The organism is Microbulbifer maximicatervae (SeqCode), assembly GCF_052467065.1.
Genome location: NZ_CP174299.1, coordinates 4049378 through 4069307 on the forward strand (window position 1 = coordinate 4049378; position 19930 = coordinate 4069307).

21 protein-coding genes are annotated in these 19930 nt (G+C 42.0%); 20 read left to right on the forward strand and 1 reads right to left on the reverse strand.

Annotated elements, in window-relative coordinates:
• Nucleotides 1–30 precede the first annotated feature (30 nt).
• The 3 genes from ACJJI1_RS17905 to ybiA all read left to right on the forward strand — a co-directional run bounded on the left by ACJJI1_RS17905 (nt 31) and on the right by ybiA (nt 2648).
• Nucleotides 31–930: an ADP-ribosylglycohydrolase family protein gene (locus ACJJI1_RS17905; RefSeq protein ID WP_444905477.1), complete on the forward strand. Its 900-nt coding sequence runs from the start codon at nt 31–33 to the stop codon at nt 928–930.
• Between the two features lie 490 nt (nt 931–1420).
• A complete protein-coding gene (locus ACJJI1_RS17910; RefSeq protein WP_444905476.1) occupies nt 1421–1894 on the forward strand; it encodes an NINE protein in 474 nt (157 codons plus the stop codon).
• A 202-nt stretch (nt 1895–2096) separates the two neighbouring features.
• Nucleotides 2097–2648 carry a riboflavin biosynthesis intermediates N-glycosidase gene (gene ybiA, locus ACJJI1_RS17915; RefSeq protein ID WP_444905475.1) on the forward strand — a complete coding sequence of 184 codons (552 nt, stop codon included), beginning with the start codon at nt 2097–2099 and terminating at the stop codon, nt 2646–2648.
• Between the two features lie 219 nt (nt 2649–2867).
• Here the strand turns inward: ybiA and ACJJI1_RS17920 are convergent, their stop codons facing one another.
• Nucleotides 2868–3695, reverse strand: coding sequence for a DUF2306 domain-containing protein (locus ACJJI1_RS17920; RefSeq protein ID WP_444957486.1), 828 nt, complete (start codon nt 3693–3695; stop codon nt 2868–2870).
• Nucleotides 3696–3883: 188 nt separating this feature from the next.
• Here ACJJI1_RS17920 and ACJJI1_RS17925 point away from each other — a divergent pair, with 188 nt between their 5' ends.
• From ACJJI1_RS17925 to ACJJI1_RS18005, 17 genes are all read left to right on the forward strand, one after another.
• Nucleotides 3884–5155, forward strand: coding sequence for a sensor histidine kinase (locus tag ACJJI1_RS17925; protein ID WP_444916989.1), 1272 nt, complete (start codon nt 3884–3886; stop codon nt 5153–5155).
• On the forward strand, nt 5155–5829 hold the full coding sequence (locus tag ACJJI1_RS17930) for a response regulator (protein WP_444916990.1): 675 nt from the start codon (nt 5155–5157) through the stop codon (nt 5827–5829). Before ACJJI1_RS17925 ends, ACJJI1_RS17930 begins: the two co-directional genes overlap by 1 nt.
• Nucleotides 5816–6265 (forward strand): hypothetical protein, encoded by a 450-nt coding sequence (locus ACJJI1_RS17935; protein WP_444957487.1) that lies wholly within the window; start codon nt 5816–5818, stop codon nt 6263–6265. Before ACJJI1_RS17930 ends, ACJJI1_RS17935 begins: the two co-directional genes overlap by 14 nt.
• Before the next feature lie 638 nt (nt 6266–6903).
• Entirely contained in the window at nt 6904–7530 is a 627-nt protein-coding gene (locus ACJJI1_RS17940; RefSeq protein WP_444957488.1) for a hypothetical protein, read from the forward strand.
• A 366-nt stretch (nt 7531–7896) separates the two neighbouring features.
• Entirely contained in the window at nt 7897–8463 is a 567-nt protein-coding gene (locus ACJJI1_RS17945; RefSeq protein ID WP_444912894.1) for an undecaprenyl-diphosphatase, read from the forward strand.
• 578 nt (nt 8464–9041) lie between these two features.
• The gene (locus ACJJI1_RS17950; RefSeq protein ID WP_413665561.1) at nt 9042–9383 is read left to right on the forward strand and encodes a hypothetical protein; all 342 of its coding nucleotides are present in this window, start codon (nt 9042–9044) and stop codon (nt 9381–9383) included.
• A 240-nt stretch (nt 9384–9623) separates the two neighbouring features.
• Entirely contained in the window at nt 9624–10223 is a 600-nt protein-coding gene (locus ACJJI1_RS17955) for a dihydrofolate reductase family protein (RefSeq protein WP_444957489.1), read from the forward strand.
• 151 nt (nt 10224–10374) lie between these two features.
• A complete protein-coding gene (locus tag ACJJI1_RS17960; RefSeq protein ID WP_413665563.1) occupies nt 10375–10749 on the forward strand; it encodes a GNAT family N-acetyltransferase in 375 nt (124 codons plus the stop codon).
• Nucleotides 10750–10825: 76 nt separating this feature from the next.
• Nucleotides 10826–11152, forward strand: a complete 327-nt coding sequence (locus ACJJI1_RS17965; protein WP_444957490.1) for a hypothetical protein — start codon at nt 10826–10828, stop codon at nt 11150–11152.
• A gap of 947 nt (nt 11153–12099) precedes the next feature.
• Entirely contained in the window at nt 12100–12906 is an 807-nt protein-coding gene (locus ACJJI1_RS17970) for an AraC family transcriptional regulator (protein WP_444905465.1), read from the forward strand.
• An 86-nt stretch (nt 12907–12992) separates the two neighbouring features.
• Entirely contained in the window at nt 12993–13553 is a 561-nt protein-coding gene (locus ACJJI1_RS17975; protein ID WP_413665567.1) for a YbhB/YbcL family Raf kinase inhibitor-like protein, read from the forward strand.
• Between the two features lie 657 nt (nt 13554–14210).
• The gene (locus ACJJI1_RS17980; RefSeq protein ID WP_444957491.1) at nt 14211–14696 is read left to right on the forward strand and encodes a GNAT family N-acetyltransferase; all 486 of its coding nucleotides are present in this window, start codon (nt 14211–14213) and stop codon (nt 14694–14696) included.
• Nucleotides 14697–15170: 474 nt separating this feature from the next.
• Nucleotides 15171–15875, forward strand: a complete 705-nt coding sequence (locus ACJJI1_RS17985) for a hypothetical protein (protein ID WP_444913601.1) — start codon at nt 15171–15173, stop codon at nt 15873–15875.
• 97 nt (nt 15876–15972) lie between these two features.
• Nucleotides 15973–16686, forward strand: a complete 714-nt coding sequence (locus tag ACJJI1_RS17990) for a DUF4386 domain-containing protein (protein WP_444957492.1) — start codon at nt 15973–15975, stop codon at nt 16684–16686.
• Between the two features lie 939 nt (nt 16687–17625).
• Nucleotides 17626–17982, forward strand: coding sequence for a hypothetical protein (locus ACJJI1_RS17995; RefSeq protein ID WP_444905459.1), 357 nt, complete (start codon nt 17626–17628; stop codon nt 17980–17982).
• Nucleotides 17983–18594: 612 nt separating this feature from the next.
• Nucleotides 18595–19119 (forward strand): YcxB family protein, encoded by a 525-nt coding sequence (locus ACJJI1_RS18000; RefSeq protein WP_413665571.1) that lies wholly within the window; start codon nt 18595–18597, stop codon nt 19117–19119.
• Between the two features lie 171 nt (nt 19120–19290).
• Nucleotides 19291–19917: a metallophosphoesterase gene (locus ACJJI1_RS18005; protein WP_444957493.1), complete on the forward strand. Its 627-nt coding sequence runs from the start codon at nt 19291–19293 to the stop codon at nt 19915–19917.
• The last annotated feature ends 13 nt before the right edge of the window (nt 19918–19930 follow it).

The window sequence follows — 19930 nt, forward strand, 5'->3', positions numbered from 1 at the left end:
TGGCAAACAAGGATTGAGGTAATATTTAAGTTGGAAGATAGGATTATTGGATCTCTCGTAGGGTTAGCTTGCGGAGATGCTGTAGGTACTACGCTGGAGTTTGAGGTACGAGGTACGTTCGAGCCAATTAAAGATATGGTTGGAGGCGGCCCTTTTAGGCTACAACGTGGAGAATGGACAGATGACACATCTATGGCTCTTTGCCTTGCTCATAGCCTCTTAAGCAAACTCGACTTTGATCCAGAAGACCAAATGAATCGCTACTGTAATTGGTATCAATACGGGTATATGAGTAGTAACGGACGATGTTTTGATATCGGAATTACCGTATCCAAGTCCTTAGAGCAATACCTTCAAACTAGAGATCCATTTTCTGGAAGTATAGATATACGGTCATCTGGGAATGGATCGCTAATGAGGCTGGCACCAATACCTATTTTCTTCAGTAAGAGCGAAGAGCTTTGTATCAAATATGCTGGAGAAAGCTCAAGGACAACACATGGGTCTTATCTTTGCATAAGCTCTTGCCGGATGCTTTCACTATTGATTTATCGAGCTTTTAGAGCGGGAAGTAAAGATGAAGTTTTTGATGGGTTAGATCCAACTGATTATTGCGAGGAACTTCGATCACTAACCAACAAGGATTTCTCCGCACTTGGCTATAAAGAGATAAATGGCAGTGGATATGTGATAGAGAGTTTGATTGCGGCTGCTTGGTGCTTTTATCATGGAAATAGTTTTCGCGAGTGTATCCTTTTGGCTGCAAATCTCGGTAATGATGCGGATACAACTGCGGCTATTTGCGGGCAGATGGCGGGTGCTTTTTATGGGTACTCCAACATTCCAGTTAATTGGCGAGAGGGGATTGTAATGTCAGCTGAGATAAGAAAGTTGGCGATTGACCTATATCATGCAGGTAGGACCATCTAACCAGGATATAAATCTCGTTTTAGCCACTTGTTTGGCTTTCAACGGGTCTGCGACATACTATACGTTATGCTAATGATGGTGGGGTGAGTACGGTAAATACACTTATATGCTGCTACCTAAAAGGGTAGTGGTGCTTCCTTAGAGTTTGGCCCTCTATTCGGCTTGATGCTTTAGATAATCGACTACCCGCTTTCATTCCGTGTAGCTCCTTCCTTCGTGGGGGATGTGAGAATTGAGGGTATGAATGCCTATCTTGACTTGATTGCCATTCGCTTTTAGGAAGAAAAACCTAGTTGTTTATCACTGAAACTCTGGATATGAGTATTCATTCTTTGAAGAATACCTTGGGAGTTGGTTCTTGTGGACTGAATAAACTGGAGGTGCGGAGGAGGACAGTTTGGTAGGCTTTAGAATTATAGGGAACCGTGATATATAGTCGCTACTTGTGAGTGAACTGTTATATTTTGGAAGTAGATTAAGGAGTATTAATGTGGACGGAAATATCTATGAACAGCCCACATCTGAGCTTGAACGAAACCTAGTATTTTGTAGAGACTGCGGGTCCCAGATTTCAAGAACGGCACCCTCTTGCCCAAGTTGTGGTGCGGCTCAGCAGGTAGGCGGCAAAGGAAAGGTGGCTGCAGGGTTGCTGGCTATATTCTTAGGTGGCTTTGGTATTCATCGATTCTATCTAGGGCAGTGGTGGGGATTGTTCTATCTTCTATTCTGCTGGACGGGAATTCCAGGACTAATCTCCTTTATCGAAGGAATTGTGTTCTTATGCACTTCTGACGAGAAGTGGTTAGATAAATATGGGCATAAAAATGGAAGTTCTGCATTAGTTTTAGTGCTTATACTCTTCTTTGTAGTAATACCTGTAATTGGAATCTTAGCTGCGGTTTCAATTCCTGCATATCAAGACTATGTTGAGCGCGCTCAGCAACAACAATTAGAGTCTCGTTAGCTTTATAATAACTTAATGACGGTCTCTCTTAGTGGAGTCGTCATTAAGGCTCAGTGGAGTTACATAAATAGACTTAGATCTTGGAATTCAAATGTTTTCACGACCTTAAATTCCTATAGGGTTCAACACTTTGGCTCACTCTGTGAGCGGCTCAGTAAAATACAGTTAAGAATAGTATTACATTAAGCATATGGCAGTAAATGTGAAGATCACAACTAGAGATGAACTTGTTGATTTTGTAAATCAAGGCAATAGGGTGAAGTATATCTTTTTCTGGGGGCACCAGGAAATAGGAAGTCAAGTATCAAAGAGCTGTTTTAGTCAGTGGTATGAGTCAAAGTTCGTAGAAGATGCAAATAAATTTATCACTGCAGAGCATTACATGATGTACCATAAGGCGAAGTTATTTGGTGACGACAGCGCGTGCAAGAAAGTTCTCCTTGCTGGCACTCCTGGAGAGGCTAAGGCAATTGGTCGCGGGGTACGTGGCTTCCAGCAAGAAATATGGAATGAGAAACGATTTGAGATTGTGGTAAATGCTAATTTTGCTAAGTTTTCTCAAAATTCTGAGCTAAAGCAATTTTTGCTTAATACAGAAGACAGAGTATTAGTTGAGGCTAGTCCAGTAGATAGAATATGGGGGATTGGTCTGGCCCAAGATAATTCTTCGTCAGAAAACCCTAACGATTGGAAAGGCCTTAATCTTTTAGGGTTCGCACTTATGGAAGTGAGAGCCAGGCTAACAGGCTTCTAAAATTGCCTGTGGGTATAGAATAGGCGAAAGTGGATGCCGAGCTGTCAGTAGGAGGTAACTCCTCGCATCACACAAATGTGTAGTGCCAAAATTAATTTAGTGCTCTAGTTTCTAGTTCTTTGCTTAACTCACTTCTTCGCTCAGCAGCGGGATTTCCAAGTCGTGAACCTCTAAAGCCAAATCAGCACAGGAAGTTCACGATAACCAGCCCAAGTAGCCTTAGATCCGTGGCAACCACATTCCCATCGTAGCGGCAAAAATACCAATGGTCATAAACACTGTCAGAGGTATCAGGGCACTGACAAAAGCAATCTGGGTACCTTGTACGGTTCCACGCTTTTGACAGTGAAAATACCATTCCAGCATTGCCAGCGGGAGCAGGTATTGACCGAAGCCCAGTGCATACAGGAATGGCCCAGTAAAAGATTCCCAGTCGACCCCCCAGCCGCCGGTGAGCATTGCCCAGCCCATCAAGGCCACGCGGAAGAACCACACCGCACTGGCAGCCATAAATAGGCGCAGGGCCCAGCGACGGTGCTCAGCAAAGCGCCTGGCCATCGCGGTACGCACCGCCAGAAAGGCAAACACCAAAATTAGTATGCCGTCCATGGTGATACTGATCTGCGATACCAGATTACCAATAGTGTGCCGCGTCCAGGTCATGTAGAGCCCCGCGATACTGGCTATGACAGCGGTCAGCAGATAGCTGCGTCCCAGCCAGCGGTGGAAGTTAGGGGCATGGCGCCGCACCGAGGGGATCAGCTGAAGTGGACCACCGCCAATGACAATCGCGGCCAATAGCACGTGGCTCACCGAAGCCAGGTTGCCTAATATATCTCCCTCGCGGAAGCCTGCCGGTAGGTGCAGCCCTTTCAAGCCATGCACTCCTGATTCGGCAATGGGTGGGTAGAAGACGGCCAGGATATAGGCGAAGAAGATCGCATGGCCGATAGCCGCGATGCAGAACCAGGTTTTTACCGACAGGTTAACTGCCCGCCGGGTGTCGAATGGTCGCGGTAGTGTTTGGCTGAGTACAGCGTCGTTCATGGGGTTCTCCAGGCGATTATGGTCCGCATTGGGTCTGAGTGTGCTTGCCGAGCATGTTCTGCTTTTTCAGACCTACGCACATCGGCCGCAGGCAGGAATCGAACTCCCCCAAAAGGTGGAGAGTTTGCCGTATCCATCTCCCCCGAAAGTCCCATGACAGTTGGTTGCCCCTGGTTTAGCATGCGGAAATGAAATCTTCGTCCCTAAGTACGCCTGCGCCGAATCCGCCCAATGCCAGCGCGGAACTGCCCAAGCTCCCTATGTGGCGGCCCTTACGTGGGCCGTTTGAGCGATGGCCGCACCTGACCGACTTGTTTATTGCGTTGCTTATGTTCTTGCTGACGCTTTTGATGTGGTCGCGCAACGGCTCCCCCGAAGTACTATCCATGCAGAGCCTGTGGGATGTTGTTGCTTTCCAGTGTGCATTCGTTGGCTCCTTCGCTCTGTTGTGGCGTCGCACCCACCCTTGGCAGGTACAGGCTGTTATTCTCGGCGCAACAATATTGCTGGAGCTGGGTTTGCCGGCAGATGGCATCGTGGCTATGGCGATTTCGCTGTATAGCCTCGGTCGTTACGAGGCCAATACCCGGGCCAGCTTTTTTGGCGTTATCGCGACGCTGGTTTTTGTGGCGCTTGACCAGGGTATTCCGGTTCAGCCAACTGCAGCAGGCACAGTAACGGTGATGCTGGTATGGGCGCTGTGGTATATCGGCCGCCGGCTGCGCTTTCGCGGTGAATATCTGCGCTTGTTGGAAGAGAGGGCCAAGTATTTGGAGCGCGAGCGCAATGCCGAATCCGAGCGCGCAGTTGTGGCTGAGCGCACTCGAATCGCCCGTGAGATGCATGATGTGGTGGCACACCAAGTGAGTCTTATGACTGTGCAGGCCGGTGCCGCCAGGGCTATCAGCCGCAATAACCCGCAAGCTGCCAATGAGGCTATGGCTTCTGTAGAGGCGGCTGGCCGCCAGGCCATGGCAGAAATGCGTCATTTACTCGGTGTACTGCGACCGACTAATAACGACACTGCGCTCACTCCGCAACCAGAACTCGGCGATTTGCCAGATCTGATTGAAAAGGTCCGACAGGTGTTAACCCAGGTTGACTACGAGGCCAACGGTGCACTGGAGAAAGTGCCAACCAGCGTCGCGCTCGCCGCCTATCGCATCGTTCAGGAATCCCTCACCAATGTCATCAAGCACGTCGGTGCCGCAGCGCGAGTGCAAGTGAGTGTGCGCGCAGACCACGGCACTCTCACAATTCGAGTGCGCGATGATGGAAATGCTCTCGGCGAGCGGCCCATGAGGGAAATAGCTATTGATGGGCAGCCAGGCAGTGGGCACGGCATCGCGGGAATGCGCGAGCGTGCGGAACTGCTCGGTGGCTATCTGTATGCGGGGGTAGTCGATGGTGGCGGTTTTGAGGTATATGCACAACTACCTACAGGAATGGTGAAAACATAATGTTGCGAGTGATGGTAGTGGACGACCAGGCTTTGGTGCGACGCGGTTTTGCCCTGATTCTGGATAACCAGCCCGATATCGAGGTGGTCGCCGAGGCCGGTACCGGTGTCGAGGCAATTGAAGCCTCGCGAGTGTACCAGCCGGATATCATCCTAATGGATATCCGTATGCCGGAGATGGACGGGCTGGAATCCACAGCGCGCATCCTGGAAGCTAGTGATGCAACTTGCCGTGTCATTATTTTGACTACGTTCGATCCTGATGAATACGTGTTTCGTGCGCTGCGGGCTGGCGCCAGTGGCTTTGTGCTCAAGGACATTCCCCCAGAGGCGCTGGTACAGGCAGTGCGCACCGTAGCAGAGGGCGGTGCCATGCTTGCACCGGGCATCACCCAACGCTTGATCAGCCAGTTCGCACAGAAACTGGGAACTGGGCGCAACCTGGCAAAGCGGCTGGAGCGCCTGACCACCCGGGAGCGTGAAGTACTGGAAGCCATCGCCGCAGGCAAGAGTAATGCAGAGATTGCTGAGACCCTGTTTATTGGCCCTGCTACCGTGAAAACCCACGTTTCCAGTATGCTGTCAAAATTGGAGGTGCGCGATCGTGCGCAGGCAGTCGTATTTGCCTACGAATGTGGCCTAGCCACAGTGGGGGAGCGTGATGTCGGCTTCTAGATCAAAGCCTGCTTTGCAACGCAATGCACTTTATCGCCTTGCCGCCTGTGGCACTGTGGTTCTGGGGCTGTTTCTCTTCCTTGGAGCCCAGGGCCACTTTTTTGCCATCTGGCCGTTGGTAACCAGCGATGGTATCGGTTTATTCCGTCGTTTGTTTTTGATGTTACCCGGTGTGATGCTCGCCGGAACGGCGGTGTTGAACCTCCTGCTCTGTAAGCCACTCTGGCAAGAACGTCGCTATGCCCTCAACGTTACTCTCGCGGTAAATTTGCTTACTACAAGCTATTTGTTCTACCTAATGATACGCGGGGTTCCCAATCACCCTATTGGTATATTTCTCGCATTGGAGATGTCTTTTGTATTATTGCTCCTAGTAACAAGAACTGGACTGGTATGGCCTATGTCAGCAGAACCGCCGGTTGAGATGGACATTTAGCAGCACAAGCGCTCGGCGAGTTTTGCTAACATTCAACACCATAAACCTCAAGGTGTTTTATTCAAAAACAACTCCATCGGTTAAATTGGTTTTGGTGGAGCATCACTTTGTTAGATCCATTTCAAATAGACTTGAAGTGAACCCTTCCGATAACTTCATGGCTTTTTTCGCCGCAGCTCATTAGATAGCTTTCCGGGTAAATTCACCAGAAACAACGTATGGCTTCTTTTCTTTTCCAGTTCTGCGACTGAGAGATTTGTTCCAATTTGTAGGTAAACTAGCTCTTTGGGGCGGAGTAGGTGGGCGCGGGATTAGATGATATGAAAGGGCCAGCGGATTAAGTGCTTAATTACCCGAGGGAGGAGAGTGGAAGCAGTTTTGGTGGCTATACTTTATTATGTATAGCAGCTATTTCAATAGCTCGTTAACCTAAACTAGAATCTCTAAAAAATATAGAAAATGGAAAGGGTAGAATTATAGCGGGTCTTGTCCAATGTCTGACTTGAACATCCGTATCAGTTACAGCGGGCTTTTAATTCTCAGAACTTTTTGTGTAATTCGACTAATGAGCTATGAAACTAGATAAAAGCGTGATATATAAGTTTCTGATGGATTAACTGTTATACATCGGAGTGTATTTGAGTATCAAGCGAATAAATCTACTTTCTTGTGCTGCTTTTATTTTAGCTGGTTGTAGTACCGGGCCATACTTAAAACCGAGTGCTCCAATAGGGTGGTACAGCACCGAAAACCCGGCATGTTCTGGTGCTGAAAAAGTACTAGAGTTCAGTCTTCCTGATTATGATTGGCTGATATTTAGAGTCTTGGCCAGACAACCTACAAAGCGTCACCCTGAAGGTACAAAATTAATTGCCTATGTAAGGCCTGTCTTGTATAGACATCCTGAGCCAAATGGCACGTGGTCATTATTTCCCTCAGAGCAAGAAAAGAAGACTAAAGAGAGCTTAATCGCCGAACGCAAATCCCAACATATCGAGATCTCATTCTCAAGTGCTGTAGCTACTATCACTTTTCTTGATGGTAGTGAATCTCAAGTTGAGCTGCCATTTTTTCAACAGCTATACCAAATACCATCTGATGAGTCTTATGGGTTCTGGGGACCTGAGGTAGTAATATCTCCTGAAAATCTGGAGTATTTTACGGTAAAACTGCCGCCTCTATTTGTAAATGGTGAAGAAGTTACAATCCCGCCAATCGAATTTAAAGTCAGCGAAAGTACATATGTTCCAGTGCTAAATTGTTAAAGAATAGCGCTTGATAAGTAAAAGTAGAAAATTCTCTACACTGCTACCTTGAGGGTAAATAGATATGAGTAATGAGCTTCCAATTTAAAACATTAGTGTTAATTATATTCTTCCTGTTTGGGGGAATTATGGTGTATGTCGAATCCTGAACTATGATAAGGGATGGATTGAATCTATTGAGCAACTAGAGCACTACAAAGACTAAAGTCTGTTACAGTACTATGTCTTCCAAGTATAAAAGCAGCTGGCTACATACACTAATGAATTCCAGCCCAAAAACTACCGTTTGTACCATGCTGGGTACACATTGTTTCGCCTGGATAAAGGCTTGATATTAAGATTTTGAAGGAGTTCAGAGGTTGTTAAATGGAAAAATTCAACGAAACAACTTTTGTTCTTATTAATCAATTTGCAGGAAAAAGTGCAATTTTAGATACTGTTTTAATAGCTGCAGCAGAGGTCATGCCTTATATTTTTATGCTCGTGATGCTCTATCTATGGTTTGATCCAAGTATAGAAAGAAAAAGGTCCAGCCTGAATTGCGGGTTGTCTGTGTTACTCGGCATGTTAATGAGCTATATTATTTCTATTTTTTATTATCATTCTCGTCCATTTGTGAATAATCTCGGTACGCAATTAGTAGAACATGCGCCGGACTCTTCATTTCCTTCAGACCATACTACGTTTATTTTTTCGATAGCTATAGTGCTTCTATTTAACAAATCAACTAGGGTAATCGGTGCTGTTTTGTGCCTGTTGAGTGTTGTTAGTGGCTTATCCAGAGTTTTTGTTGGTGTTCACTATCCTTTAGATATACTAGGTGCCATTTTGGTAGCAATTTTCTCATCAGTTGTCGTATTTAAAATACAATATAAAACTCAATTCCTTTTAAATTTTTTGGTTAAAAAGTTACCTGGGAAGAGAGTCGGTTAGAACTAAAAGTAGTTGATGTTTCTCTTGCATTTATAATATTTACTTTCTATTTTATATACCATACATTGGGTTAGGGGGCTGTCATTTATAGTGAAGAAATAGAAGTGGAGTTTTCATTGTTCCTCTCGATTAATGGTATGCTGAACTGGATTGATGGAAGCGATGAGATCGTGCGAACCTCAGGTAGGAAATCATAAGGGTTTGTGTTTCTGAAGCTTGGTTAACAGTCGGTTGATATGGATTCCTCCATTTTGTGGTTTTTAATTCCAGCCTCTTTCCAAGTTAGTACGGCTGAGTGGCACACATAACTTGTTCTTACTTAATTTTAACATCCATAGGGGAGGTCTGCTTTAGCTCCTTAAGAAAGATATGTATCTTACTTGTTTACTCTCAAAGTAAAGAGTGGGCATGTGTAAAAATTGGAGAGGAATAGTTTTTTTGTTGGTAAACATAGGTGCCAACTTAATACGATTCCTTTATCTATCGCTCTTTTTACTGTAGGGGCGAGAAGCTTTAGAATTATAGGTAGGCATGGTATATAGATACTGCTTGTTAGTTAATAGTTGTAAGAGGACCGCATGAATAAGGAATTTCTAGACCACATAATTTCGTATATATATTTCCCGTCTTTAGGAGCGTTGCTGTTAGCTACGCTTTTTGCTCCGATAGGACTGAAGGGATTGTCAAAATTCTCTAAATTCGCCCGTTTTTCGGTTGGTGTTTATTTAAGTATCACAATTGCCGCTTGTTCTGCTTTGCTCGCATTTTCATATGGAGGTTGCTTCGAGAACTGTTCTGAGAGCGTAGACGATGAGATTGGTATTTTTATTGCTAGTATAATCAATTTTATAGGTGCAGTATTTGTATTTCGCTTCCTTTCAAAGAACTGGCCTAATAAGCAAAAGCAAGGTGCTGCATAAATGTACTCAGGCTTAAGACATTAGCTGTATAAGGTAAGCTATCGCTGCGTTACTACTTGTGTTTGTGATTCATGTCGCTATTGAACTCATGTATGGTAAATGCTTGCCGTGTTTCTTTTTCTAGTTGTTAGTGGTCTTTATAATCCAGCGCTATACTCGCTTCCGGCATATTCGTGCCTATATAGCTGAGATTGGCGTTATTCGGCACAAATTATTCATCTCTTTCGCGAGAATCAACCAATGAGAAACTTAGCCATATTAGTATTTCAAACACTTGACGGAGTAATGCAAGCACCGAGTTTGCCTGAGGAAGATTTTTCAGGTGGCTTTAGTCATGGAGGCTGGGCCAAGGATTATTGGGGTGAAGTTATGGAGCAAGTCGGAAGGGAGGCCATGGCGGAACCTTATGATCTGCTATTAGGACGTAATACGTACAATTTATTTGCCACAAGTTTTTCAAATGCCAAACCTGGAAATCCAACTGCAGACAAACTTAATCAAGCAAAAAAGTATGTCGTAACATCAGGTAATGATGATCTTACATGGAATAATTCATTCAAGCTAAAGGGGGCAGATGCGGTCGTCGAGATAACCAAAATTAAGAAAATGAATGGGCCTTTACTACAAGTTCATGGAAGTTGGCAGTTGGTGCAGTCACTTCTAAAGCATAACTTGGTAGATGAGCTTAGGCTTTGGACGTTTCCAGTAGTTGTTGGAGAAGGGAAGCGACTGTTCGAAAGCGGTGAAATTTCATCAAAATACAAACTCATCAATTTTGCGAAGTGCCCCTCAGGGGCTTTTATGCATTTTTACAAATCACTGGATGGCAGGGCTATTTAAAGAGCGTTGTTAAATAGAAAGCTCACTCATGCGACTATCCTTGCTGAGATTGTTGTTGAAATAAAAGCAATATTTTCGAATTTACTGCGAATTTATCAAAATGATTAGGTTATATAACCGTAACGATCTGCCTACTATATTGGACATTTGGTTGCAAGCTTCTATTCAAGCTCATGATTTCATGCCTTCAGATTTCTGGGAGTCACAGTTAAGTGATATGAGAGATGTTTACATTCCTTCATCAGAGACATATGTCTATGAGGTGGAAAGTAAAGCAGTAGGCTTTTACTCACTTAGTGGGGATACGCTTGCAGCTATATTTGTTTCTCCCTCTCTACAGGGAAGAGGAATAGGCAAACAGCTCCTTAACCATGCAAAATCGAAAAGAGATAGGCTGATACTTTCTGTTTACAAAGAGAACGCTTCTAGCTATCAGTTTTACTTGTCTCAAGAATTTAAAGTAGTAAAAGAACAAAGAGATGAGCATACTGGTCACCCAGAATACTTAATGAGTACTAAAATATAAAAAGGAGTTCAAGTCGGCTTAACTTCTGTCGTTTAGCGCGACGTTATGCATAAAGCGAGAATAAGATATCCCAAATATGAAACCTGAAGAGAAGAATTGTATAGAGAAAAGAGTTAGGAATAGGATCATCGAAGTTCTAGAACTTTTCTTAGATGAATTTAGATTTGATGTTGCAATTGCCAACCTTGAATTCTGGGGTGATTGGTTTGATGCTAATTCAATAACTCAATTTGATAAAGAGGTATTTGTGAGAGAAGAAATTGAATCTTTATTAGTTGTAAATAAATTCTGGGAGAGAGTTCAGCCAGGTTCGAAACAGTCCTCTCAAGAGTGGTGTGATCTGTTATTTGAGTCAAAGCATGCTTTAAATATATTTCTCAAGCGTGGTAAATTTTATGAGTAATTCTTTTAGTTTATTGCTGCTAACGTAAGTCATACAGCTTACTTAAGGTTAAAGTAATAATACATGAAATATATACTAGCTTTATTCGCTTTGGCAATTTCACTTGATGCCTATTTCTACGAGTTGTTGGATATCGTTCCATGACAAGGTAGTTCAGGTGAATGAAATAGAGTTTGTTGTTGATAGAAGCAGAATCATTTTTATAGGTAGCGCTGAGAGTATTGGAACAGAAGTAATCGCAGAGGGTAGTGGTTAGGGCGGACATGTTTCAGAAGTACACATTTTTTCGATGTTGAAGAGTCAATAAAGGGAAATATCGCAGGTAAGAAGCTAGTTACTTCTGGTAATATTTACTCTTGCAAATATGATTTTGAGGCTGGAGTGAGCTATTTAATCTTTTCTACTGATAGAAAGGGGATCCTGTACCTGGACAGTTGTGTCTAGCAATACTTAGTCTCTAGCCTGGTCTCGACTACATCCTTATATATGACATCTGTTCACAGATGCCTCGTGTTAGCTATTATTTGGTCTCATTTGGTAAATTCGCAGATATCTTCACTTTGGACCAGCAGGGAATTGTGGGGCGTGGTTGTATACTATTACTTGATTTCTATTCAATTTCTGCTCTATAACAGATACATTTGTACCGACTCTTCAGCTTTTACTAGTTCGCTGCTTTGTACCAAAGTATTCGATACCGGATGCTGCTCCAGCATACAATTGATCTTGCTTTGACAGACAAGCTTGGTACGTATGCAATAGGTGTACCTGGAAGATAGTAAGCGGAGAATAGGGAGGTCTCATTTCGAAATCGCTACTAATGCGTTTTTGATGGTTGTGATCTGGGCGATTTTATTGTGTGCGATTGGGTAGGCATATTTTGTAATTATTGATAATCGTGCTATATAAACTCTGCTTTTGAATTTACTATTGGGCTCAATCAGCTTATGCATGAACTTAAGCAATTAGCAAAGCAGATACTAAAGGGGAGTAAGAACTTACCTTTTTCAGTATATTCCTCATATAGAGAACAAAATATTTTTAGTGTTCCTATTGTAAATCCGACCTTGATATGTGTGCTTGATGGATGCAAAGAGATGGGTGGTGACAGGCAAAAGAGTTGCTCAACAGGGGAGTTTATATTTTTATCTAATAGCCCTAAAATTGATATGCGAAATATCCCAGGTGATTCAGAATACTTCGCATTGCTTATTGAGTTTGAATACAATGATTTCGATAGATTAACGCCTGTAAGAAACAAAGAAGAAAAATATTTTACGGGAGATATAGATTCTACTTTAGAGTTAGCCCTTCATCAGTTTATGGAATGGAGTTCTTCCGTTCCTTTTGATCTATGGCATATTCGAAGACAGGAAATATTACAAACATTACTCTATTTGGGATACCAGGAAGTAGCTTCTGTTTTTGAATTGGCAAGTGTAAGCCAAAAATTATATAAAATTATCAGTGAAAACCCAGCTGCGGACTTAAGAGTGGATATGTTGGCTTCAAAATTGTCAATGAGTGAGTCAACATTAAGAAGAAAGTTAAATAGCGAAGGTACGAGCATTAAAGTCATTATAGATGACATCAGGCTTGGATTGGGGTTGCACTTACTTCAAACGACTTTTGAGCCAGTGGGCCGTATATCAGAAAGATGTGGCTATAAATCCCAGTCTAGATTTTCAGATAAGTTTAAAAGATCTTTTGGTATAACTCCTATAGAGCTGAGAAAAACACGAGTGAACGTTTGAGGCGAAAGTTTGCCTGTTTTTGATATATTACCCTGAACATAATGCTCCTATGATAAGTAATCATTTTTAATATGTTTGGAGTAAATATGTTTAGCCTAATTAGTAAAATTAAATGTGCCGTCTTTACAGTGCTTATATCCGGCGTAGCCTCTGCAGAATCATTTTTGCTCTCGAGTAATGATATAGATACTGGAAAGTATATGAGTAAAGAGCATGAGTTCCAGGGGTTCGGTTGCACTGGTAATAATATTTCACCCCAATTATCTTGGGCAAATGCCCCAAAGGGGACAGAAGCTTTTGCTGTTTTTGCATATGATCCTGATGCACCAACAGGCAGTGGTTGGTGGCATTGGCAAATTGTAAATATTCCCAAAAATATAAGTTCACTGGAAGCTGGCGCAGGAAACTCAGAAAAAAATCGCACTCCTCAGGGTAGTGTACAAATAGTAAATGATTATGGAGTAAGAGGTTATGGTGGTGCTTGCCCACCGAAAGGGCATGGTGCGCATCGGTATCAGTTTACCGTTTTTGCGCTATCAAAGAAACTAGATTTACCAAGCGATGCATCAGGGGCACTAACTGGCTATATAGTTAAGGCTAACTCTTTGGGGGAAAGTACTATTGAAGCTTTATACATGCGGGAGTGACTCTCCAGCAAGCAAATTCAGATGAGGCTTTGGCGGATCTGATCTGTGCGAGAGCGAAATAATCGAAGCTCGTTGTTACTTGTTATCGCATAAAGTTAAACAACTTAAGAAAAAGCTGCACTAGGCCTCCTTTGGTGAGGCTGTTCCCTTAATACTTCATTTATATGTGCAGTAAGATTCTATCCGTTTGATGACGGTGGTGAAGCGTGGATGCCTATCTTTAATTGGCATCCATCCACCAATAGTACTTTGATTGACAGATTGATTCCAAATCTTAGATTTCGTAAGTTCGGATCTCTTAGGTCAGCATATTTTTTTACTGATATGCAATCTATGGGTACAGAATCTTTGAAAGACAAGCTTGGAAGGCGGCTTTTGGAAACGGAGTAGCTGGGTTTACCGGTGTGGATTAGAGGCTGGCTAAAATACCTCAAAAATATGGGTAAAAGCTGTTTCGTTGATTACGCTACGATATGAATATCAAAATTCAATAGACGCTGCTTTACATCTTACTTTGATTATTAGTGCCACCTAGCGGTAGCTTCTTTATCATTTGTCTTTTTTTTTCCGATCAGGCTGATAAGCTTAGGAAATATAGAGAAGTGTGATATATAGGTGTTACTTGTCGATTGATTATTAGATCTTTAAGGTTAGACCATGGAAGTATCACTTCGTCAGATTACCAAACAGAATTATGAAGCAGTATGTGATCTTGATGTTGCATCGGATCAAGAAGATTACATTGCCTGCAATATGTGGTCACTAGTTGAATCGATGTTTAACGAAGGCTATGAAACTCGTGCTATTTACTTGGACAATGAAGCCGTTGGATTTCTAATGTGGGTACAAGAAAGCTTAGAAAAAATCTCAATCTGGCGGTTTATGATTGATCAAAATTACCAACAAAAAGGTATTGGTCGCATAGCTCTGGATCTTGCTTTAGGAGAAATTCGGGACGTTGCGGGACTTCAAGAGATTGAAATTTGTTATAACCCTAATAATCCCGTTGCAAAAGTTTTTTATTCTAGTTTCGGCTTTGTTGAGGTCGGAATGGATGATGATGGAGAAGATATGCTCGCCGTAATTGACTTAACCAAATCTAACGGCAGTCACGAGATGAGAAAAAGAGCAGCTTTTCTGTAAGTGTTTAATAAAATTATAAAACGATAGATTGTAGTTCTATTATTTTTTTCTGATATCAGGTTTACTGAATAGCAGCCTCCAAATCTGGTATATGAGATAATCTTAATGGGGTGGTTTAGTAGGTGATTCTTGGTTACGGAATAGGAAAGGAATTCATATTTGAAGTGCTAAAAGACGTCTTTTAGGTGGTTTTATCATCAGAATATAAGCGCAGCTACCGTTGTTTCTTGGATAGGACGAGTCTTTCCATAACTCGTGGAGCGTCATCATAAGATATAAAGTAGGGCGGTCTCAGGATTATGGATGTCTCAATCTGTATTTTGTATTGAACATTTGTACCAGTTAAAGGCTATTCTTTGCTCCTCTTGATTTTATCTCACTGGACTAGCTTTGGAATTCTAGAGAAGCGTGATATATAGATGCTGTACTTGAATTAACTATTAAGAGTTAATAATTGCCACCTAAGGATTACAAATGACAAAGTACTTGATAGTTATAATTGCGATACTTGTTACAGGTTGCGCTACTGTAGCTACATCTCATCGACCAAGCGATTACTATAAGGCTGGGGGTAATGAAGCGAATAATGAGCCTCTATTTGGCTCCACTGGTGAATCGTTAGGGGATATAGACATAGACCGCATCCTCAACTATGAGTTAAAGCTTCCTGCACAAAATAGAATTGCAATACTCAAGTTGTCCAATGATAGCTACTGGCGCCATTACTCTAATGATTTTACGCAACTAAATGAAACTATTGCTAGGGACTTTGTAGGGCAGTTGAGAGAGTCTGAAAGGGTTTACGATGCTTCATTCTTACCAAGTATGCTCGTTCCAGAGCAACGTACAGTGCCTTATCTTCGAGAAGCTGCTGCACGCTACCAAGCTGATTTACTATTAGCCTACCGTTCAAGTTGCCGTACTTTTGAGAAGTATAAGTTTATTGATCCGAATGAAACAAAGGCATACTGTTCAGTGGAAGTAGTCTTACTTGATGTTCGGTCAGGTATAGTGCCATTTACGGTTGTGTCAAGTAACGAGTTCTCTGCCCGCAAAGAACTCGGTGATACTAATTTCAATGAAACCATAAAGAAGGCAGAGATCGCTGCCGTCGCCGAGTCATTAAAGGATTCCGCAACTCAGCTAACGTCATTTTTAAGCAGTATTGGCACACTGTAGCAAGAACTCTAACTACTATATTCAGGTGGCGCCTGCTTCGCACCTGAAATAAAGATTAGGACTTTCGTCGTATGCGAGAGCCAAAGGATAATTACTGATGGATAATACACAATCATCACTTAGCTTATATGCGAAGCACTTAGGTGCCGCATACTTAATTTATATCGTTTTAGGGATGCTCAATTCATTACTTGTCAAGAAAGGAATATATGATTTTGGGGCTTTTGCTGAGACAGAGGTGAGGTTCAGGTTCGCTCAGATTATAGATATAGTTATGTTTATCGCCGTTATTTGGGCATCTTGGGCGCAGTATTTGGTTACAAAAACAATTAACAAAAATGTTGCTTTTTTGGCATTGCTTTTCAGGTTTGGAGAAGGGCTTCTTGGCTTTGTAGCAACAATTATTACATTGACGGTTATAGTAGTTTTAAGAAACCAGGAATATTCGAATGTATTTCAAGAAGAGCAGCTACATGCGTTAGCGAGTATATTTGTGAATATGAGTGGTTCGATGTGGGATATTCTTTTAATTATAATGGGCATAGGCGCGACTATTTTCATGTACTTATTTTACGTTTCAAATTACGTGCCTAGGTGGTTAGTTCTTTGGGGGGCTTTCACGTATATGTCGATGGTGGTTTATGGTTTTTCAAATATTTTGTTACTCGAGCCGCCCCAAATATTGAAACACTTCATGCTTCCAGGCGCGTTTTTTGAAATCACATTTGGCCTATGGCTGTTAATCAAAGGAATTAACATCAAACCTAGTTCAATCGATGCTCCAGATTATACAAAAGTAATATCTGAGTAAGCATTAATGCATGACCGACAAGACTGTGCAGTTTTTGTACAGTAATCGTATCTTGTTGCCAAGCAGAGTTTAATTTCACCAGAGAGGGTTTGGCTAGGGCCTCCTCTCTTGGGGAACTTGCCTTTAACGTCCAATTGTCTAATATTTGGTCGTTTCTGATATGGACATAGATCTCTTTTCTTTGGCCGCGGAGGGGTTTGGGGATGCCAATGCCTAACGTGACTTCTTTTCATCTCTATTGTCTTGACTGAGGCATGCTCTCAAACTGTTAGACGTGCGCCGGTAGTGCTCTTTGGGATCAAGCTATTTGTTTCCTACTGAAATTTGAGCGTAGGTGAGTATTCCCGAATGGGAAAGACTGATGAGTTAAGTTTGATGGAGGAATGGGGTACGGGGCGCAGAATAGGAAAAAGTAAATACCAAGCTGCAAGAGACTTGGGATCCCTCTATTTGCTAACTTCTGGGAGCCATCGGGCTGACTAACTTTTAAGTTATGGGAAAGTGTGATATTTAGATTGTGCTATTGAACAAACTGCTATCACTTATAGTGTTTAAATACTGGGATTCAGCTTATGTTTCATTTACTGGATCAAGTCCAATGGCTGTATAAAAAACGGACTGCGAGTTGCCCTCACTGTCGAGCTGCACACGAGGAGCGTAGATTTGATTGCTATATTTGCGGTACTGATTTCAGCAGCGAAGAAATTGAAGCAATGGATGAGCAAAGGATAGAAAATTTCAGGTGTTCGGCAATTTTTGGTTTGCTATTCTTCCCTATTTTTATTGCCTGCTTGATTTTATTAATAGCGAGTTATCGATAGCTTGTGTTGCCGACTTGCTTAAATCTTTGTCGGCCCAAAAAGCTACGTTCTCGACTGAGATTGCCAGTACAGGTTCTGAGTGCTGTTTAGAAGAGAGTGGAATGTCTTTAAGAGATTTATGAATAATTTAGAAAAATTTGGAAAGATTATCTCTCAAGAGTTATGGGATAGATCATTAAATCGATATCTTGACTTAGAGGCAGGAAATCTCAAATCTCCAGAGCTAAAGGAGCTAATATCAAAGCTTAGTGAGTTCACTGAAGAACAAAAAATAGTAATAAGAAAGCTACTTACAGAATGTGTAAATTCTGGAATTCATGGTTTCCTATTTGCTATCGAAGAAGAGAAAGAAGGTATTAGCATTGCAGTAAATGGCCAAATTGCAGCCAATCAGTCAGATGGTTTGAGTGGTGAACTCTATTCTGAGGATGGCTGGCTTGAGAAGTATAGCGAGCATGGACAAAATGGAATTTAACAAGTGACTAGGCCCCTCCACGGTGTCATTTTGTGATTTTTTCAATTCAAGGGGAGTGCTCTTTTATCCCGTTGGGACTAAATTGCTTCCATCTAAAAGAAAAAGTGCTTTGGGTTTGCGATAGTATTCACCTTGAGGGTGGCGGAGGCTGGAGGCTCTTTTCATGGAGGGCATGTATCTCAAATCCCTCCATAACTGGCTTATGAAGCGTATATAGATTTTCTCACGATAGACGAGAAAGGACTATTGGGCGTGAATGCCTATCTTCACTTCTTGTGCTGTAATTGATACGTTCGTCCTGACTCTTAGGCTTTCGCCAGTTCCTAGCTTTTGGATCAAGTTGTGAACGGCGTTCCCTGGTGAGGAAGCTAGTTAAGGGAGTGGGGCAAAATGTTGCTACTAGTCCCCTAAAAACTTAGGAATCACGCCTTGGAGTTGATTATAGCTCACAAGCCGATTTTAAGTATCAATTGAGTTGACTATTTCAACTTTCCCTGTTTGGGTAGGTATCCAGGCCTTCTCTCTGACTGTTTGGGGTAACGGGCTTTGGAACTATAGAGAAACGTGATATATAGATGTTGTATTGGATTATCTTTTAATTTTATGGAAAGCATGAAGTTCGCGATTACCTTAGACAAGAATGATTTTCGTCGTTTCAATAAATTTGCTATAGCTAAAATCCATGTAGCACCAAAAATGAAATGGAAGTTAACCCTATTTAATTTCTTATATTGGTTCCTCCTTGTATTCTTTGGTATGGAGATATATTCAGTATATGAACATGATGCTTGGAATAATTATGAGCACCTTAACCGAGCGCTTGTAGCATTTGGGATCTGGTTTATTCTTGTTAACATTTGGCAGCAGATATATATGTATCTTTATATTTCGGTTGCGATAGATGAAAAAGGCAGCGTTCTTGGTGAGTGGGAGTTTGAAATATCCGATTCAGGAATTACTGAATCCAATAGCTTATGTTCATCTACCTTTACTTGGCAGTGTATACAGTCTGCTGAGAAAGATAAGTATAATCTTTATCTATTCACTGATAGGCTAAAAGCCCTGATACTGCCACTTTCTCAAATTAACGAAGAAATAGAAGCGGAAATATACAAGAATGTAGTAGGTGACTGTTAGTCACACCATTACTACATGCTTCATATAATCCCAAAGCCATGCGTTAAAATTTACAAACTATATCAAGCTATGTATGAAAATAGTCTCTCATTAAGTAAGAAAACGCTAACTCTATCTAACAATATAAGTGGTAGAGATATTTTTGTAGGTGATATTCATGGATATTTTCAATTGTTTGAAAAAGGATTAGAACAACTATCCTTTGATCCAACAAAGGATAGAGTAATCTCAGTTGGAGACCTAGTAGATAAAGGCCCAGATAGTTTGTCCTGCCTAAAATTGATCGAAAATGAATGGTTTTATGGCGCTGTAGGAAACCATGAGAGAAGCTTATATCACTATGCAAAGTTTGGGAGTATAGAGAAGTCAACTGAGAATTTGTGGTCTAGAAAGCTCAGCGAAAAAGATCTAGATCTATGTGCTTCTCTAATTGAAAAAATGTATTGGGCTATCGAAATTGATAATGGAAGTAAGGGAGTCGGAGTCGTTCATTCAGGTGTACCTACTAGTACTTCTTGGAATCAATTTAGAGCGGAGCTTGAGAAGGAGGACAGGAACTCTATTGAATATGCTACGTGGAGTCGTTCAATTTTAAAGTCATCAACTTATTATATTTCAGATATAGATTGGGTTTTCATTGGACATCAAGCTATTGAGGGGCCATCAATCTTTGGGAACCATATTTGTATTGATAGTACTGTATTCGTGCCAAGGAGATATGGAGCAAAGAATGGCCTTACCTTCTCATATATACGAGAAAAAGAACCAGTATTTATAACTATTCCAACAGATTACTAGAGTGCCATGCCAA

What these genes read in the sequence shown, in the direction of transcription:
- ACJJI1_RS17920 (WP_444957486.1), bottom strand. Translation starts at nt 3,695, where the DNA reads ATGAACGACGCTGTACTCAGCCAAACACTACCGCGACCATTCGACACC.
- ACJJI1_RS17925 (WP_444916989.1), top strand. Translation starts at nt 3,884, where the DNA reads ATGAAATCTTCGTCCCTAAGTACGCCTGCGCCGAATCCGCCCAATGCC.
- ACJJI1_RS17930 (WP_444916990.1), top strand. Translation starts at nt 5,155, where the DNA reads ATGTTGCGAGTGATGGTAGTGGACGACCAGGCTTTGGTGCGACGCGGT.
- ACJJI1_RS17935 (WP_444957487.1), top strand. Translation starts at nt 5,816, where the DNA reads ATGTCGGCTTCTAGATCAAAGCCTGCTTTGCAACGCAATGCACTTTAT.
- ACJJI1_RS17945 (WP_444912894.1), top strand. Translation starts at nt 7,897, where the DNA reads ATGGAAAAATTCAACGAAACAACTTTTGTTCTTATTAATCAATTTGCA.
- ACJJI1_RS17950 (WP_413665561.1), top strand. Translation starts at nt 9,042, where the DNA reads ATGAATAAGGAATTTCTAGACCACATAATTTCGTATATATATTTCCCG.
- ACJJI1_RS17955 (WP_444957489.1), top strand. Translation starts at nt 9,624, where the DNA reads ATGAGAAACTTAGCCATATTAGTATTTCAAACACTTGACGGAGTAATG.
- ACJJI1_RS17965 (WP_444957490.1), top strand. Translation starts at nt 10,826, where the DNA reads ATGAAACCTGAAGAGAAGAATTGTATAGAGAAAAGAGTTAGGAATAGG.
- ACJJI1_RS17970 (WP_444905465.1), top strand. Translation starts at nt 12,100, where the DNA reads ATGCATGAACTTAAGCAATTAGCAAAGCAGATACTAAAGGGGAGTAAG.
- ACJJI1_RS17975 (WP_413665567.1), top strand. Translation starts at nt 12,993, where the DNA reads ATGTTTAGCCTAATTAGTAAAATTAAATGTGCCGTCTTTACAGTGCTT.
- ACJJI1_RS17980 (WP_444957491.1), top strand. Translation starts at nt 14,211, where the DNA reads ATGGAAGTATCACTTCGTCAGATTACCAAACAGAATTATGAAGCAGTA.
- ACJJI1_RS17985 (WP_444913601.1), top strand. Translation starts at nt 15,171, where the DNA reads ATGACAAAGTACTTGATAGTTATAATTGCGATACTTGTTACAGGTTGC.
- ACJJI1_RS17990 (WP_444957492.1), top strand. Translation starts at nt 15,973, where the DNA reads ATGGATAATACACAATCATCACTTAGCTTATATGCGAAGCACTTAGGT.
- ACJJI1_RS17995 (WP_444905459.1), top strand. Translation starts at nt 17,626, where the DNA reads ATGAATAATTTAGAAAAATTTGGAAAGATTATCTCTCAAGAGTTATGG.
- ACJJI1_RS18000 (WP_413665571.1), top strand. Translation starts at nt 18,595, where the DNA reads ATGAAGTTCGCGATTACCTTAGACAAGAATGATTTTCGTCGTTTCAAT.